The organism is Longispora sp. NPDC051575 (genome assembly GCF_040681875.1).
Classification (GTDB): domain Bacteria; phylum Actinomycetota; class Actinomycetes; order Mycobacteriales; family Micromonosporaceae; genus Longispora.
The window spans coordinates 66399-82608 of sequence record NZ_JBFAZP010000005.1 but is presented as its reverse complement, the minus strand read 5'-3'; the positions used below and the strand labels follow the sequence as shown (position 1 = coordinate 82608).

Annotated in this window: 16 protein-coding genes; 5 read left to right on the top strand and 11 right to left on the bottom strand. The window is 66.4% G+C overall.

The features are described 5' to 3' along the window. Positions 1-130 precede the first annotated feature (130 nt). The gene (locus AB0M43_RS14775) at positions 131-2716 is read right to left on the bottom strand and encodes a hypothetical protein (RefSeq protein WP_363724746.1); all 2586 of its coding nucleotides are present in this window, start codon (positions 2714-2716) and stop codon (positions 131-133) included. 196 nt (positions 2717-2912) lie between these two features. Next, positions 2913-4814, bottom strand: a complete 1902-nt coding sequence (locus AB0M43_RS14770; RefSeq protein WP_363724744.1) for an AAA family ATPase — start codon at positions 4812-4814, stop codon at positions 2913-2915. Positions 4815-4988: 174 nt separating this feature from the next. Here AB0M43_RS14770 and AB0M43_RS14765 point away from each other — a divergent pair, with 174 nt between their 5' ends. Next, entirely contained in the window at positions 4989-6440 is a 1452-nt protein-coding gene (locus tag AB0M43_RS14765; RefSeq protein WP_363724742.1) for a hypothetical protein, read from the top strand. 68 nt (positions 6441-6508) lie between these two features. Here the strand turns inward: AB0M43_RS14765 and AB0M43_RS14760 are convergent, their stop codons facing one another. From AB0M43_RS14760 to AB0M43_RS14750, 3 genes are read right to left on the bottom strand one after another with little or no spacing between them, the layout of a single operon-like run. Then, entirely contained in the window at positions 6509-6877 is a 369-nt protein-coding gene (locus AB0M43_RS14760; protein WP_363724740.1) for a hypothetical protein, read from the bottom strand. Further along, the gene (locus tag AB0M43_RS14755; RefSeq protein WP_363724738.1) at positions 6853-7323 is read right to left on the bottom strand and encodes a hypothetical protein; all 471 of its coding nucleotides are present in this window, start codon (positions 7321-7323) and stop codon (positions 6853-6855) included. Before AB0M43_RS14755 ends, AB0M43_RS14760 begins: the two co-directional genes overlap by 25 nt. A 43-nt stretch (positions 7324-7366) precedes the next feature. Beyond that, positions 7367-8626 (bottom strand): histidine decarboxylase, encoded by a 1260-nt coding sequence (locus AB0M43_RS14750; RefSeq protein WP_363724736.1) that lies wholly within the window; start codon positions 8624-8626, stop codon positions 7367-7369. 473 nt (positions 8627-9099) lie between these two features. On the opposite strand from AB0M43_RS14750, the gene AB0M43_RS14745 reads away from it, so the two are divergent. Genes AB0M43_RS14745 through AB0M43_RS14735 form a run of 3 tightly spaced genes read left to right on the top strand, consistent with a single transcriptional unit; the run spans position 9100 to position 10547 of the window. Continuing rightward, a complete protein-coding gene (locus tag AB0M43_RS14745; RefSeq protein ID WP_363724734.1) occupies positions 9100-9423 on the top strand; it encodes a winged helix-turn-helix transcriptional regulator in 324 nt (107 codons plus the stop codon). A 34-nt stretch (positions 9424-9457) separates the two neighbouring features. Continuing rightward, complete coding sequence (locus AB0M43_RS14740) at positions 9458-10174, top strand: peptidase A24 (protein ID WP_363724733.1); 717 nt, start codon at positions 9458-9460, stop codon at positions 10172-10174. A 55-nt stretch (positions 10175-10229) separates the two neighbouring features. Continuing rightward, complete coding sequence (locus AB0M43_RS14735; RefSeq protein ID WP_363724731.1) at positions 10230-10547, top strand: hypothetical protein; 318 nt, start codon at positions 10230-10232, stop codon at positions 10545-10547. Between the two features lie 33 nt (positions 10548-10580). Here the strand turns inward: AB0M43_RS14735 and AB0M43_RS14730 are convergent, their stop codons facing one another. The 6 genes from AB0M43_RS14730 to AB0M43_RS14705 form a co-directional block, all read right to left on the bottom strand. Beyond that, positions 10581-10910, bottom strand: a complete 330-nt coding sequence (locus tag AB0M43_RS14730) for a hypothetical protein (protein WP_363724730.1) — start codon at positions 10908-10910, stop codon at positions 10581-10583. A 176-nt stretch (positions 10911-11086) separates the two neighbouring features. Continuing rightward, positions 11087-11644, bottom strand: a complete 558-nt coding sequence (locus AB0M43_RS14725) for a hypothetical protein (RefSeq protein WP_363724729.1) — start codon at positions 11642-11644, stop codon at positions 11087-11089. Between the two features lie 52 nt (positions 11645-11696). After that, positions 11697-12074 (bottom strand): hypothetical protein, encoded by a 378-nt coding sequence (locus tag AB0M43_RS14720; protein ID WP_363724728.1) that lies wholly within the window; start codon positions 12072-12074, stop codon positions 11697-11699. A gap of 20 nt (positions 12075-12094) precedes the next feature. After that, positions 12095-12820, bottom strand: a complete 726-nt coding sequence (locus AB0M43_RS14715; RefSeq protein ID WP_363724726.1) for a GGDEF domain-containing protein — start codon at positions 12818-12820, stop codon at positions 12095-12097. A 2-nt stretch (positions 12821-12822) separates the two neighbouring features. Then, positions 12823-13851 carry a 2-keto-3-deoxygluconate permease gene (locus tag AB0M43_RS14710; protein ID WP_363725747.1) on the bottom strand — a complete coding sequence of 343 codons (1029 nt, stop codon included), beginning with the start codon at positions 13849-13851 and terminating at the stop codon, positions 12823-12825. Positions 13852-13912: 61 nt separating this feature from the next. Then, positions 13913-14707, bottom strand: a complete 795-nt coding sequence (locus tag AB0M43_RS14705; protein ID WP_363724724.1) for a helix-turn-helix domain-containing protein — start codon at positions 14705-14707, stop codon at positions 13913-13915. A gap of 362 nt (positions 14708-15069) precedes the next feature. Here AB0M43_RS14705 and AB0M43_RS14700 point away from each other — a divergent pair, with 362 nt between their 5' ends. Next, positions 15070-15618: a hypothetical protein gene (locus tag AB0M43_RS14700; RefSeq protein WP_363724722.1), complete on the top strand. Its 549-nt coding sequence runs from the start codon at positions 15070-15072 to the stop codon at positions 15616-15618. Positions 15619-16210: the final 592 nt, after the last annotated feature.

Sequence of the window (16210 nt, the reverse complement as noted above, 5' to 3'; positions counted from 1 at the left end):
CGCGCCAATTCGGATGTTACTCCGCGTCAACGCCGTTGGGACAGGCTGGAGTTGGCGATGAAAGGACTTTTAACTCGCAGATCCTGCTCGCAGGTGTAACGGGTTCGCAGCTCCCAACGCACAGCTTTCATCAGGAAGGCTCGTCTCGCTCTCGTAACAGTGCGGCCAACTGCTCGGCGGCACTCGAGTCTCCTTCGTAGGCGCGACGCTGCAAGAGGACGATGGCCGCGTCGACGTCACCGCGTTCCCGCAGCAGTCCGGCCAACTCCAAGCCGGCGTGTCTGTCGCCGGTGGCATTGAGGTCACGCAGCCCGTCAACATCGCCACGCTCCCGCAGCAGCCCGGCCAACTCCCCGCCAGCGCCCATCCCGGTAGCGGAGGCGAGGTCACGGGCGGCGAGGTCACGCAGCCCATCGACGTCACCGCGCTCCCGCAGCAGCCTGGCGAGCTCCCAGACTGCGCGCTCATTGCCGGCAACGGCGAGGTCACGCAGTTCGGCGACGTGACCGCGCTCCCGCAGCAGCCCGGCCAACTCTCCACTAGCGCCTCTGTCGCCGATGGCGGCGAGGTCACGCAGCCCGTCAACGTCACCGCGATCCCGCAGCAGCCCGGCTAACTCCCGGCCGGCCCGCCAGTTGCCGGCAGCGGCGTCGAGGTGAAGGTGGTACTCGCGGGCTGGCTGGTGGACGTGGTCTTGGATCAGGGCGTGGCGAAGCTGCCACACGGCCCCGTTACGGCGCAGGACGCCGCGGTTGCCGGCGTCACGAAGGAAGGCCGGTAGAAATAAAGGGATCCTGCCTTGGAGTACCAGGTGCAGGTGCGCGAGACGGAAGTAGATCCATGCCTTCCAACCATAGCGAAGGCCAGCTGCGGCGGCGAACACGACCGCCACGGGGACTGCGAGTCCCGGCAACACCGCAGCCGGGTACCCAAATGCGGTCGCGATAATCACGCAGAGCACAGCTGCCCAGGTGCCTTCACGGACGGCGGCCAACGCCGCCCGACGGTGGGCCGCCCGAGGCCCCGGTCTCCACTCCAGACTCGCAAGTACGCCGGGGCTTTCTGTGCGGAGCAGCCCGAGCGACGCCACAATCAGGCCAGTGGCCGCCGCGAGCAGCGGCGCCGGGCAGACCATGGCGGCGATCGCCCCGCAGACGAGCTCTCTCAGCGCCCGAATCAGGCGGGAAACCTGTGCGGGAACGGGTTCGACTGGCTCTTCCCAGCCTCCAAGGTCCGGAAGCGGCCGCGCCCAGTCGAACCAAGACAGCACGAGCACCATTGCCGTAGCCAGCGCGGCGCGCGCCGCCGATTCAGTCTCGGTGAACAGCGCGGTCACGCTGGCACTGGCCACGACGGCCACGACGGCGAACCCGCCGGCCCGCCACCTGGCAGCCCGCGCGGGCCGGGCGACGATCTGGTCTACGGGCAGGCGCCACCACATTAGGTCCCGGCTCCCTGTCAGGGACAGCAAGTAGGCCAGGGTCTCCAGCCATCGCTGCGGCCTGCCAGGCGGGTAGGACTTGATCGGTTTGCCGTTCTGGATCAGGACGGATCTGCTGGGGTCGTAGGCGACGTCAATGTAGCGGCTGATCAGGTGGCGGGTGATCTGTCCGCGTGAGGGCAGTGTGGTGAGCTCGGCTGGGCTGGTGCCGTCCTGCTGGTAGGAGGATCGAGCCAGTGCGGCCATCAGGGGGGTACTCAAAGCCCGGGCCAGCGGGCCTTCCGGCTCGTCGGACAGCTTCCGTAGGACCGGTTCCCAGCGTGGCCGGTCAGGTTCGGGATGCGACAGGTACCCGGCAACGTCGTCGGGGGTAACCGGTTGGATCTCGATCACCGCGGCACGGGGCAGGACCCGTGATGGTACCGCCATGATCTGGCTGTACTCCTGGCTTCGGCATGTCACCACCACCGGCCGACCGTAGGACGCAAACTCCTCCAGCCCTGCCATTGCCTGCACACGCAGCTTTTCGGGCAACTCATCGAGACCGTCCATGACCGGCATCACCCACCAGCCCGGCACGCTCCCGGCCGTCAGCCGGGGCTCGCCAACCAGCCGTTCGGCTAGGTGGGACCCTAGCCCGCTGGCGACGAGGCTGCCGGCGGCGAAGTGTTCCAGAGTCTCTTTGCCCGGATCCCACGAGGACATCGGCATAAGCACCGGCACCGGCTCACCGGCCTGCGGTGTCTCCAATAGCCGCCGTGCAAGGGCCAGCACCAATGCGGTCTTGCCAGCGCCCGGCTCGCCCAGCACCACCAACTGCCGCCGGGGTACCTCCTCCCGCCAAACCGCAGCTATCTGATGCACGTCCCCCCGCAGCGGAAACGACTGCCAGCCCCCCAGACCCGCCGGATCACCGTCACGGCCGGCCACTGCGGCCCGCCCAGCGGCGGGCCTGCCCGTCGAGGAGAACCTCACAGTCAGCGGCACTGAGGCCGACACCCCCAATCGACGCTCCTGCTCGGCGTAGGCCACTAGCAGCCGCCGCCGCAGCTCCCCCTCGCCAGCCTCTAGGGCGCCGACCCCCTCGGCGCGGCTCGCCACCAGCCAGTCCAGGGCCAATGGAACCACCAGCCCCGCCACCGCCAGCCCTGCCCCGAGCGCCACTAGCAGCCAGCCCTTGCCGTCAGCGGCCTGCTGCCAGCCCGCCAGGAGTGCGGCAAACACCACACCAGAGATGGCTACGAGCCACACGACCCGCCGCCGCCACCCCACCATCCCCGCAATCTATCCACACATGACCATCCCCACTACCCACGCATCGGAGCAAGTTGTCGCCCAAATGGGGGAACACCTAACGGGGCTCGGGATTCAACGCTCGCTACCGATGCACACGATGGTGCTTGGGGTGACCCTCAGGCCCCGCAGGGGCTGACTACTCCTCCCGCCAACCGGCTCCTTAAGGCGTGGCGTACTACAACGACGCCAGGTAGGTGCGCATCGCGAGCAGTTCTGGCGAGGGGTCAATCGTGCCGTTCCCCCAGAGTGCCATTGCCTGTCGACTGTAGAGTGCGGGACCCTTGTACCCGATGAGCGAGGCCAGGCGGGATAGCACCTGTTTGCCCATGCTGAACTTCCAGAGATCCGGTGCGAGCCTTAGCATGGCGTATCGGCCAATCGCCTCCACAGCCGCCACGGCCAGGAGGTCACCATCGCTGAGGGCGTTCGCCCGGATGTAGGCGACCATGTTTTGCTGCCCAGAGTCGATGTTTGCCCATCGTTGCTTGCTGGCGAAGTCCTTGAGTGCTTTCCCCGGATCGACTCCGGCCTGCTGAGCCGCGCGCTGTATGACCCAGAGTCCGGCGAAGTGATCGGAGCTATCGCGAAGTAGATCCGCGAACGGAGTGTCCTGGAGTGGCCCGCAGATCACCTCGCCGATCTCTGGCTGCAAAAAGAAGTTCTCCGCCTCGTGTACCTCAAGAACGTGGAAACCTGCGGCGGTAAGCTCCTCCACTTCCACTAGGGTGCGAAAATCCCGGTCGACTACAGCCCCGACGTGCAACTGTTCGTCCGTTTCCGCCGCTAGGCGCACCGATGCGACAAGCTGCCGCCTCACCTCCGCGCAGCCTCCGGCCTCGATGAACCGGTACGCCGCTATGTTGCCCGCGAGGCGAGCGAACCGGTCTCGCTCGGCAAGTTGGGCCTCGCCTTCGACGTACACGAAGCGCAGCTTCGACAGCGAGAACGCGGGGGTTCCAAGGCTCCGGGCGAGCACCGAGAGGACTGGCCGCTCGGCGAGGAGCTGGACACTGGCGGCTCCATAGGTTGTCCGATCGCGCTCGACTACGTAGGTGGCTTGCGCTCCAGCGGCCTCGACAGCCTCGAGAGAATGGGTCGCGATCCAAACCTGGCCATCGACAAGAGTTTCTCGCAGGTAGGTCAGCCATACCCGCAGGAGATCCGGATTGAGGTGAAGCTCAGGTTCGTCGATGAACAACATTCCGGTCTTGAGTTGGAACCGGTCAATCTGCCCGAGTAGAAACGCCAACTCCCTCTCTCCACCGCTGAGATGGTGAAAAGGAACCCGGTTGCCGCCGCTGTCGAACTGGAGGGTTCGGCTCTGCTCGTCCGGTCCGATGAAAGTCAGCCCCGGCAGGACCTGGGCGAGGGAGTCTCTGTATCCGCGGAACGGGTCGGAGTAGCGACGCTGGACTTCCTCGCCACTGACTCCTTCCCGTAGCTGTCTGGCGACAGCGAACGCTGATCGCGCCTCGACGCCGAGGCAATAGCGAATCCATTCCGCGTACAGAGCTGCGCTCTGCTGCACGGCGGACTTTCTCAACTCGCCAGCGTCCTCATTGGGCTGCTCCAGGCGCTCGAGCACCTGCTTGGTCGACACCTCGACCTTAGGATACGAACGGTCGGCGTCGAGGTAGACGTAGTGAAGCCTGCTGTCTCCGCCCAGGTGATTGATGCACGCGTTGGCGAGGTCATAGGACCGAATGCCGTCTTCCAGTCCTCCAGCACGCCAAACTCGTTCTACGCCCGTCTTGTACTCGACGGTGATCGTGCCGGTCCAGGCAGTGACGTCTTCATCCGGCACGTTCTCCTGGCCATACAGCTTCTCTCGGAAGTAGTCAGGTATCTGGAACGTTGCCCGGAAGGAGTGCGACTCGCCGAACGGGTCCGATCGGAAGTACTCCGCGCCGGTAGAGATCCTGATCTTGGAACAGATCGCCGCGACCAGCTCCAGTACCGAGGTCTTCCCGCTCCCGTTCTCGCCGGCAAGGCAGATCATCGTCGCGTCCTCAGGCGGCTCTATCACCACATTTTGCAGGTGACGCCAGGAGTCGATCTCAAGCCTCAGCAGACGCATGAACAGCCCTTCGGGTGAGAAGAGATCATTCTATGTCAGGACGCCTCTGAGCACTCGAATCTGAGCGCCAGGGCAGACACTTCACTGCACTCCAGCGAGCTGGCGATCGACCTAGCCCTGTCCTCGGCGGCGGTATGCTCGCCGCGTGCACGTCCTCTGGCGAAAGGACTGAGAGTGACCGAGGATTGGGTTCTACCGCAAGGGCTGGGTGCGATCGTCCTCGACACCAATTGCCTGGGTGGCGGTTTACTGAACATGTCCAAGCTGCTCGATCTTCGCCAGATCATCCACGCCAAGATGTTGGGCCTTGAGGTATGGATTCCCGAACCAGTGCTGTGGGAGTGGGCGGAACACGCCCAACGGGAGTACGACGAGCTGGACCGGGCTGTCCGCAGCCGGAAGCGAAGGCTTGAACTCGCAGGCGTCGAGATTGCCTTGCCTTGGCCCGGAGATCCGATGCGAGCGTCCGCCGAACAGCAGGTGATCTGTGGCCTAGAGGCGCTGCCGGAGCCATTCAAGATCCTCCGCCTGAAGGATCGGCTGGAAGTGGCGGCCCAAGCACTTCAAGACCAGATCCTGGTGCGACCTCCCGCCAAGCGGAAGGAAGGCGTAAAGACCGGAGTGGCGGACATTGCGATGCTGCGGCTGGCTATTGCAGAGGCTGAAGAACGCTCCCTCACGATCCTCATCGTTTCCGGCGACAACGATATCCATCGGGCGCTCAAGGAGTGGAAGTATGTCGACAGAATTCCGCAATGGCCTAGCCTCCTCGTACTGAGATCAGCGCTGCTGAATCTCAAACCGGCCCCGGAAGCGGTTCTCAAGGCGATATTCGACGCGGTCTTGGCCTATTTCGAGCAGGTGCGCACCAACGAGCGCAGCCTTGGCGAACTCCAAGAGCGGGGCGTCGTCGACGAGGCTCTCGGAGCCTATGAGGAATACCTGTCGACTGACCTCGAAGTCGAACTTTTGGGCAACCTAGCGCTGGTGCACTCAGTCGAACTCGATGAAGAAGCCCGATATGGAACTGCTCGAGCCCTGGCTATCGGAAACATCTCGGTCACCGGATGGCACATGGATCGATGGGGAGAGCAACTCGTGTCCGAATCGGGCACCGTCTACGACGCACCGTTGAGCATGGAAATCACATTCACCTTGGCAGAATCCGGCATCACCATCGAGTTCGATTCGGTCACCGTTCACTCGCCGAGCAGTGGGTACAGCGACGAAGACTATGCCCTGTACGACCAAGCCGAGACGCTGGCCCTAGTCCCAGGACTCGAGGAACTGGCAGACAGCGGACTCGACGTCCTGCGCGTCAACCGGGAATGGACGGCCGAAGTCAAGGGCAAGGCTGTAACTGTCACGGTGAGCCCTCGCGCCGAGAAGGACGACGACTATGTCTGGTCCATGAGTATCGACATCGATGGACAGTCCGTGTCTGTTGAGTGCTACGCCCGCGACACCTGGGTTGGCGGAACAGACGGCATACACATGGCCTCACCGTACATCGTCAGGACACAAGAAGGCGTACCTGCGGAGTTCCTGATCACCAAGTTCGCGCTGTCGAAGCTCCACGGGATCTCAGACGATGGGGTCTACCATGTTCCGCATCCTCATGATTGATCGACAAGTAATTCATGGTGAAAACGCAAGTCGGCAAGTCCAACCTGATGGAAATGGTGGGACTCGTACTACATAAACTCACCCGCTGGCAGTTGCGACTCCGCGACTCCGGCAGCGAGGTTGGTCGGTGAATTCCTGCGATCAGCCACGAACTCGGCAATGGCAATCTTCAAGGCCTCATTCACGCGACGTAGTTCGTCGTTCTCTTTTCGCAGCCGGCGGCGCCAGTCCAAGTCTGCGGGCGTGGTGGGGGTCAGGTTCCCACTTTCAGCTTCGGCTTTACGGACCCATAGGCGAACGGCTTCAGTCGACTTGATCCCGAGCCTTTCGGCCACGGCGGTGAGCGTGGCCCAGTCGGAACGGTAGTCCAGCCGGATCTCCGCGTACATCTGCACGGCCCGGAAGCGCAGTTTTAACGGGTAGACGGCTTGTGCCATGGCTCGATCCCTTCGATTGGGCGCGGCGGTTGGGAGGAAGCTGCTCCTGTGATGGTGATCCACATACCGCATGCGCCAGTGGTGGTCGGGCAGGCACCAATTTCCAGGGTAAGGGTGTACGGGTCCTTGGTGTAGCAGGCGCCCGTTGGGCAGTTCATGACGCTCCACCCGTGTTCAAGCAGCGCCGTGTGGACGATGGCTCGTGCGGCGTTGTCGGTGTGGCGCGGGTAGTACTGCTCGACTGTGTGCTGCTGGCTGCGGCCTTCCTTCACGGTCTGGGTGCGGGGCTGCCCCCATTCGGCGGGCAGGCGTAGGCGGTGTAGTTCGGCGACGGCGTTGTCCTGCCAGGTGGGTGCCCGGTTGGCCTGGGTGCGGCAGCCGGTGGGGACGAGTGCGAGTCCGGCGAGCAGGGCTGTGGCTGTTGTGGAGATGATCCTGGAGTGCACGGGTCCTCCCGGCGGGGGCTGCAGGTTGGCGGGTTCTGGATCGTCACGCGGCAGGTGCGACTGCCTGGAGGTACGCGCTGGTCCGGGTGGCGATGGTGAGGTCGTGGACGAAGTTGTCGATCATGTCGCGGGTGACGCCGGGCATGGTGATGGCGTGGCTCCAGTCGCCGTGCACGGCGAGGGCCCATTTGCGGACCACGGGCTGGGGCGGGCGGCGCAGCACGACGGTCATGGAGTGCGGGTTGCGCCAGGCGGTGTGCCCGTGGGCGACGAGCTGTTCGAGCAGGTACGTGGCGTTGGCGCGGGCGTTTTCGGCGCGGCGGTGTAGTCCGTCGCGTCCGTAGCGGCGGGTGACCCACCACAGGGCCATGGCGGTGTGCCCGGAGCGGGATCCGAGCAGGGTCGTGTCGGTGGTCTGGGTGTAGGCGACCGGGCGTACGAGGGGTTCGGCCATGCTGCGTCGGGCGATGAGGACCCCGCAGGGCATGGGCAGGCCGAGGAACTTGTGCCCGCTGATGCTGATCGAGTCGGTCAGGCCGAGGGACATGTCCAGGCAGACGGGCCGCTCGTCCTCGCCGAGCAGTGCCATCGGCACCCCGGACAGGGCGGCGTCGACGTGGACGTAGCGGCTGGTGATGCCAGCGGCTGTGAGTGCGGCGTGGACGCGTTCGATGTCGTCGACGGCTTCGGTCATCGTGGTGCCGCAGGTGGCCACCACGATGGCCGGCGAGTGGGCGTTGCGGCGGGCCAGGGCACGCAGCCGGCCGTAGTGCATCTGACCGGTGTGGTCGGCTTCGACGACGATGGAGGGGATGCGCAGCGCGTGGGCGATCTTCGGCACCGAGTAGTGCGCGGCGGTCGAGTAGTACAAGATCCCGTTGGGGTGCAGCTCGCGGGCCATGCGCAGGGCTTGCATGGTGCCTTCGGTGCCGCCGGTGGTGACGTACCCCCACTGGTCGACCGGGTCAGCCCGGAACAGGGTGGCCATCCAGTTGACGACCTCGCGTTCCCACCGCATCGTGTGGTGCGGCCACACCGGATCCGCGGCCGGGTCCCCGAGGTTGTTCAACGCGACTAGGAACAGGGGAGTCAACGGCGAGAAGTCGATGTCCGTTGCACACGGGAAACCCAGGTGTGTCTCCATGCCGCGTTCGATGTGTTCGCGGGTGTAGTCCAGGTCGGTGATCTCCGGCTCGACCATCGTCAACGGCCGAGGTGGCTGACGCTGGTCACGGGCGCCTGGGGCGCTGTCGAGGAGGCGGGCGGTGCGGGCGGACACCTGCAGTGCGGGGATGGTGCTCATTTTCGCGGTCCTTCCAGAGCGTGGGGTGCGGTGCGCGGTCTACCTGTTGCGGCCGAGTTGGCGGCGTCGGTGGCGGATGGCGGTGGTGGGGTGGTGGCCGGCGGGACCGCGTAGACCCACCGGCCACCGTGAACGCCACCCGCGCCGCGCAGCCCACGCGGGCCGGCCGTGTCGGGGCACACGGAGGGCCTCGTCGGGGCCGGGCGCGATCGCAGACCAAGTCCGCTGGCCGAGGTTCGCCTCGAGGGGCGCCTTGCGCCGGAGAGAAGCAACCGGCTGCGGCGAGGAGACCGGGAACTGCTTGAGGGGGGCGTTCATCGATTCATGGTGCGCCCGGAAACAGGCCTTGACCAGCAAGTCTGACTACGTCTACTCCGAGTTTGAACACTGGGAGTAGACGTAGTCCCGCTTTCTAGACGGGGCTGTTTCGGTGTGTTGTGCTGGTCCTCTTTCCACCCAGCGGGGAGGCCCGGATGACCCAGTTTCGCGAGTTCGACGACGTGTTCGCCCTGTGCGGGCGCCGCTGCACCCTGGAGATCCTCACCGCCCTCGAAGACGGCGACGCCCGCTACACCGACCTCCTCAACGGCATCGCACCCCACCCGCACGGCCGCACCTTCGGCGAAGCCCTCCGGGTACTGATCACCGACGGGTACATCCGCCACCGGGTCGACGAGCGCGGCACGTACTACACCCTCACCGAGCTGGGCTCGGCCTTCATGACCGTGCTGCACGAACTCCTGCTGCACCTGCGGCAGTGGCGCAACCTCCGCGACGACGGATTCCTCGCGGCATGAACACCACGAGCCACAGGCCGGGACGGGCCTGGCCATGAGCACGCTCCTGGTCGCCGCCAGCGCCGTCGCGGGCGGGATCGCCGGCACGCTGACGGGCCCGCTCGTGGACCGCTGGTCCGCTGCGGAACCGCAGGCCGAGCAGCATCAGCGCCACCGCGACTCACGGACCGCTGAGGCCCGGGGTGTGGGCGAGCCCGGTCGAGTGTTCGGACCGGTTCGTGTGACGAGGATGTACCCCGTCCTGGGCGCGGCGACCTGCACGCTGCTGGCCCTTCGACCCCCAACCCAGGGCAGGTCGCAGATGCTGGTCCTCGCCGCATGGCTGGTACTCGCCTGCGCGGGGGTGATCTTGTCAGCGATGGACATCGCCACCCACCGCCTGCCCACCCCCGCCATCGCCGCCACCGGCGCGGCCGTGGCGGTGCTGGTGGCGGGCGCGGCGTTCACGGAAAGCAGCGGCAGGCTCGCACTCGCCGCGCTGGCCGGGTGCCTGTTCTGCGGTGGCCTGTACCTGGCGATCGCCCTGGTGAGCCGAGCCCGTATGGGGCTGGGAGACGTGCGCCTGGCGGCCCTCCTCGGCCTTGGGCTGGGCATGGCCGGCCCCGGCTCGGTGGTCATCGGCGTGCTGGCCCCGTTCGTCCTTGCGATGCCGACCGCGTTCGTGCTGCTGGCGCGAGGGCGAACGGGGGAAGCGGAGCTTCCCTTCGGCCCGTTCCTGGTAGGCGGAGCAGTGCTGGCGGTGTCCCTTTGAGTTGTCGCACAACGCCAACTCGACCGTGGTGGCGTACCCGAGAAAGGAGCTAACCGTGATGGTCAAACATGACGATGCGGATCCGGTGAAGGCTGCCAAGGCTGCGGCAGCCGCCAACGTGGCGATGGTCGAGGCAGCAAGCCGGTCTCAGGCCCGCGTTCGGGACCTCGCCGCTCAACTCGCCGCGGCCCAGACCGACTACGCCGAGCTCTACAAGGCAGTGACCGCCGCGTGGGGTAAGACCAGAACCGAGGAGTTCGGCCTGGCGGCCCCCGAGCAGCTAAGGGCCAAGAGTTCCAGCGTTCGTGTTGCCGTCAGCGCCAAGGCAGCCGGACACCCCGAGCCAGCCGATGCCGGGAGCAACGCAGTCTGACGGTCCCGTCCTGTCTGCCCATCTGAGGGGCGCTCAGAGTCTGAAGTGGTAGTCCTCGCGTCCGTCCTGACCGGTCTCGTTGTCGACAGCCCGGGTCGTGTTGTCGAGCAATCCTTGGGCGAGGTCCCGCAGCACGATGATCATATCGACCTGATGCTGCCCCTCCGACGTCGGATCCTGGTCGACCGCTGCCTGCAGTGAGTTGGCATGGTCGAGGAGCATCTGGCGGGCTCGGTGTTGGACAGCAAGTTCCCTCCGGGCCATCCCGGCCAGGAGCGCTGCGTCCTGCGCGTGGATGCCGTCGAGAATGCTCCTCGCCAGCACACGGCTGTCCGCCACGGCACCATCTTCTGGGTCGGTCACAGGGAACTCCAACGAGCGAAGGTGGACACCATCCTTTCGCACCAGGAGCAATGCACAGGTGTTTCGTCGTCATTCCGGCAGGGCTCAGCGGCTGCGCACAGCTGGCAGCTTCGCGCGGTGGAGAGCCGTGAGGCCCTCCACCGCGCCGCGTGGCGTCATGGGCGTTGGGCTGCCCGCTACCGCAGTTCAGCGGCGGAACGCTCCGCGATGGTGTTGGCCCTTCCTGTGTCGGGGCTCGGGCGTCGGCGGGTGATGACCAGCAGCACAGCGGCGATGACGGCGATCAGGAAGGTGGCGATCGCCAGCATCCGTCCGGCGAGCAGCGGCGCGTTCCAGTTGATCGTGACGGCCAGTTCACACCGGGCGGGGTCGGCGGTGCAGGGCTGGGCCTCGGTCTGGAGGAAGTAGAGCCCCTTTTCCATGCATACCTCCGTTCCGCAGTTGCGGCTCGACCAGCCCTGCTCGCGGGCGAGGCCGGCCACGGCGGTCATCGCGGCGGGGTCGCCGCGGTCGGGGTAGCGCACCACGATGCCGGCGTGGCGCTGCCCGGCGGGTTCCCCGACCTTGATAGCGGGCTTGCCCCACGCCGCGGGCAAGTCGAGCTGGACGAGTTCGAGCACGGCTTGGTCGTGCAGCTCGCGGCGGTCCGCGCGGGCGATCAGGAATGACACCCCGACGCTGACGAGCAGGAGCAGGACGGCGAGGGTAATGATGGTCTTGGCGGTGCGTGTCATGGAGTTCTCCCGAGAAGGGGGTGGGCCCGGCCGCGGTGTTGCGGGCGGGGGTCTAGGGGCGGGGTCCGCCGAGGATGAAGATCCAGATCGCCGGCCACAAGGCACCGGCGAGGGCCATGGCCGCGCCGCACAGCTGGACGTCGCGCGCCCAGGTGTCGAACCGGTGGGGCATGGCGAACATGGCCAGCACGATGGCGAGTCCGGCTCCGACGGCGAGTGCGGACAGCCCGAAGTGGGTGTTGATCTGCTCGACGGCCGGGCACGGCGCTGCGGGGTCGCAGGTTCCAGTGGCCATGGCGGCCAGGCCTAGCAGCGGTAGCCCGCAGCCGGCGGCCACCACGATGGCGGCGGCGGACACGCCGATCGCGCCAGCACGCGAGCGTGGTGGTCCGGCCTGTTCGAGTGGTGTCTCAAATCGCCGCTGGGGCATGGCTTCCTTCCTGGGGGTGCTCAGGTGCAGGGGGCTGGGTGGTGGGTGCGCCCGGCTTCGACGGCGCGGGTTCGGCGATGCGGGTCTAGGTGGCCGGTGATCGTCTGCGGGTTGTGCACGGCGACCCCGACGGAGGTGTACTTGGCCTGGTATAGGGCCATGTCGGCGCGGGCCAGGGCGTTCCCGAGGGTGCAGGGGTCGGTGAGGGTGGCGATGCCGACGGATCCGGTCACCGACACGGTGCCGTGTGTGGTGCGGATGGGTTGGGCGAGCGCCTCGCGCAGCCGTTGGCCGAGCGGCAGCGGCCAGATGCCGGGATCGACGGCTGCCGGGTACGGGCCGGCGATGAGCAGGACGAACTCATCACCTCCGAGGCGTGCGACCGGTCTGCCGGCGGCGAAACTGTGCAGGCGGCCAGCGACGGCAATGAGGACCTCGTCGCCGGCCCCGTGCCCGAGCCGGTCATTGATCGCCTTGAAACCGTCCAGGTCCAGCAGAAGCAGGGCCGAGTAGCTGGGCGGGTGTCGCAGGTGATGGGCGGTGGCGGCGGTGAAGGCACGTCGGTTCGGCAGTGCGGTCAGGTCGTCGTGGTGGGCAGCGTGAGCAGCCTCTGCCGCTTCATGGCGCAGCCGGTCGAGGGAGTCGGTGGTCCGTTGGAGCCGGGCCTGGGCGCGGGCCCAGCAGAGGCCGGTACCGAACGCGGCGGTGAGACTTCCTGCGACGGTGAGTACGGCGAGGGTGTCCATGGTCAACTCCCGCTCGTGGTGCGGGGCCGGGTGGTCGTCCCGAGGAAGGTGGTCAGGACAATGCCGGTGAGGACGGCCGCTGCGGTCTGGGCGGTCGCGACCGGGGCCCACTGCGCCCAGGTGGGGTCGGCGATCGCGATCATCGTCGGCACGGTCACCGACACCCCCGCCGGCGCGGATGCCGCCCAGCCGATCGCGGCCGGCCGACGCAGGACCCGGCGGTAGAGCAGGGCGGCCGTGCCCCCGGTGACCAAACCGGAGGTCACGGCCACCACGATCCCCGCCGGCGCCTCTCGGGCAAGGGCACTGGTGGGGATTGCCCACCCCATCGCCACGCTCATCGCGACCAGCAACGGAGTAGTCAGGTAGGCCAGCACGCGTTTGCTGGCGGGCCGGATCGCCCCGGCCAGCAGACCGCCGCCGAGCAGCAGCACCGCCGCAAGGGCCAGCGCCCACGGCAGACCGGTGAGCTGCCCTTTCCACACGGCCAGGACCAGCAGCGGCACCAACGGGCCGCTCGACACCACCGCCGCCACGCACCCGGCAGCCACATCAGCGGGGTCGCCGATCTTGCGGACGATGCCCACCCACATGTTGTTGGAAACGGATAGGCTGCTGCTCGCCACCGTCAACAGCGGAACGCCCAGCGCGCCACGCGCCCCGAACATGGCCCCGTACCCCAGCACCAGAATGGCGGGCAGGGCGGTGGCCGCTGTGAGGATGGCGAGGGTGCGGCCGGCTAGCGCGGGCAGTTGTTTGTGGGGGACCTGCGCGCCGATCACGAACAGCAGCGCGCCGATGCACGGCAGCGGCATCTGAGCCAGAAGGCCGGTGACGGGGGCGACCTCCTGGCGGTCGCCGATCGCGGTCCCGAGTTCCGCACCTAGCAGCATCGGCAGGAGCACCGGCAAGCCCGGCAACGCCAGAAACCAGCGGGTGAACCTACCGAGTCGCTGGCCGTCGGTGGACGGCTTCGGTGGGGCGGGAGGGGCGATCATGGCCACAGACTGCGCCGCCACCAAGGCCCGCACCAGCAAGCGGCACTACGTCAACTCACACTTTGCATACTCGCAGTGTTCAAACTCCGAGTTTCTATTTCCGCTTCTTCACCTTGGGCGGAATAAGCTGCACGAGCCGGGCCTCCGACGCCCCGGGCGCGGTCAACACCGTCCAGATCACCTTGACCGCAGAGCCGTCGCGCAGGAGTTGCAAGGGCTGCATGGCGATGTCGGCACCGGGCTCGATCCGTTCCACAGCAGCGTTTTCCCAGAGCTCTCGAGCGGGAGCGCTTTTGGCGAGTTCACGGACCAGGGCCTGCACGCGCTCGTCCTTGGGAATGATCGCCATGGTCATCTTCACGTACGCGACCGCCGCAGGAAGCCACGTCTTCTTCCAGTCCACCAGCTTCTCGCGGGCCGTCTGGTCGCGGATCACCCAGGTGACGAAGTTGTCCGACCCGGCAGTCTCGGGTAGCCAATCGGCCAGGTACCGGTTGCGCAGCTGGATCACCCCGGCCGGGTCGGTGATCCACGCCGGCCACGGCAGGACGTCCACCATCGCCAGCAGGCTCACCCCCAGAGCCTCGGTCACAGGATGGCGACCCGGCGCGGACCGTCCTCGCCCCAGCCACAGGAGCAGGTACCGCTCCGAGTCGGTCATGTTCAAGCCTCGGGCGACGCCTTCCAGCATCTCCTCGGAGTAGTCCGCCGCACGGCCCGACTCCAGCCGCCGGTACCACTGCAGACTGCACCCCACCAGGTGCGCGGCGACCTCCTGCGACATCACCCCGTTCGCCGACGGCATCCGGTAGCGACACTGCCGCACCAGACGGGCCAACTCCGTCGCCGGATCGCCCATCGGGCCCTGCGGAGGGCTCTGCTTCGTCATCGCACACCTGCCGGAGGCTTGTTGATCACTACTGACAGTTTACAAACTCCCAGTAGTGATCACGAGGCAAATTCACAGTATCTTCCCTGGTCAAACCACATGATGCAGCCGAGGCGGGCTCGAAGGTCACGGCTCGTAATCGACGATCCGAGCCGCATAACGATCTAGAAACCACCCCACCCCTCAAGTCCGCCAATCTCGGCGCGGTTGCCGCATAGATCCGATGATTCTGGCGGTTCATCCGGTTTCTTGATTACCTGAACACGGCCTCTCGCACACCCACCCCGACACGCCGCCGTTGCGGTAACCAGGGGGCGACGAGGTACCCCTGTAGGCAGCTCCAACAGCGAAGGTGGCAGTCCATGTCGAACCTGGCAGCACGCGTCCTGACCGTCGTACTCCTCCCGGCACTCGCCGCGTGCGGCACCAACGACCCCGCGCCCAAACCGACCACGACCACAACCGCATCTACCGCTGCAAAGTCACCAGTGAACGACATCGGAACCGCGAGCAAGGCCGCCGAAGACGCCTACCGCAACATGTGGAAAGCCTTCATCTCCGCCTCTCGGGCATCCAATCCGAATGATCCCGAACTTGCTCGCTACGCATCCGGCCATGCGCTCGACGTCCTGATGCGAGGACTGCAGCAGTCCAAAGACCAGGGACTGCTTGGTCGAGGAGAAGTCATCTTGCGGCCCAGTGTTTCCGGCCTTGAACCAGCCACTGCGCCGACAAAGGCCGCCGTCGAGGACTGCGTGGATACGTCGGGCACGGCGATGTACAAGGCAGACGGGTCCCCCTACCAGGACAGCCTGGGCGGCAAGCGTTCCATGTCCGCCTCACTGGAGCTGATCGATGGGTCATGGAAGGTCGTCAACTTTGGATTGAAGGCGGTAGGAACATGCGCTTGAAACGTGCAACCGGAATATTCTTAGTCTTCTCTGCCTGCATGGCCGTCACAGGATTTGCGGTGGAGCAGGCCAAGGCAGATGTGGTTGGAAACGTCGACTGCGTCCAAGATCCCCTCAACTCGCAATGCAAAGTCGTCGTGGTGCAATTGCCAGGTAAAACGGGAACCGGCCCAGGCGACAGCGGAGGCTCCTCCGAGTGTCGGGATCCAGGCGGCACAATCGTCCCTTGTTCGATTCCCGGACGAGGATGGCTGGGCAGCGACGGGTGCTACTACGACGGCCCCTCATCCCAGGCGCCGCCTGGTAGTCCTCCGCAATCCGGCCCCGGAGGCTGGTATTTTCGATCATGCTCAGCCCCGTGGGGCGCGAACGGCGCGTGGTGGAAGTGGATCCCTGACGCCGCACGTGTCACTCCCGAGCAGTTGGCTCAGCAAGCTGTGAGCAGACTTCAACTCCCCACTCTGCGGATGCACGCCAATCCAACACCTCCAGCGCGGCAGCTTGTCTTTCTGCCGACCTGGCTGTGGGCGGATCCGGTGTCGTGGAACGCCCGCTCGGCGACGGCTGCGGTCTCCGGGCTGTCAGTGACCGC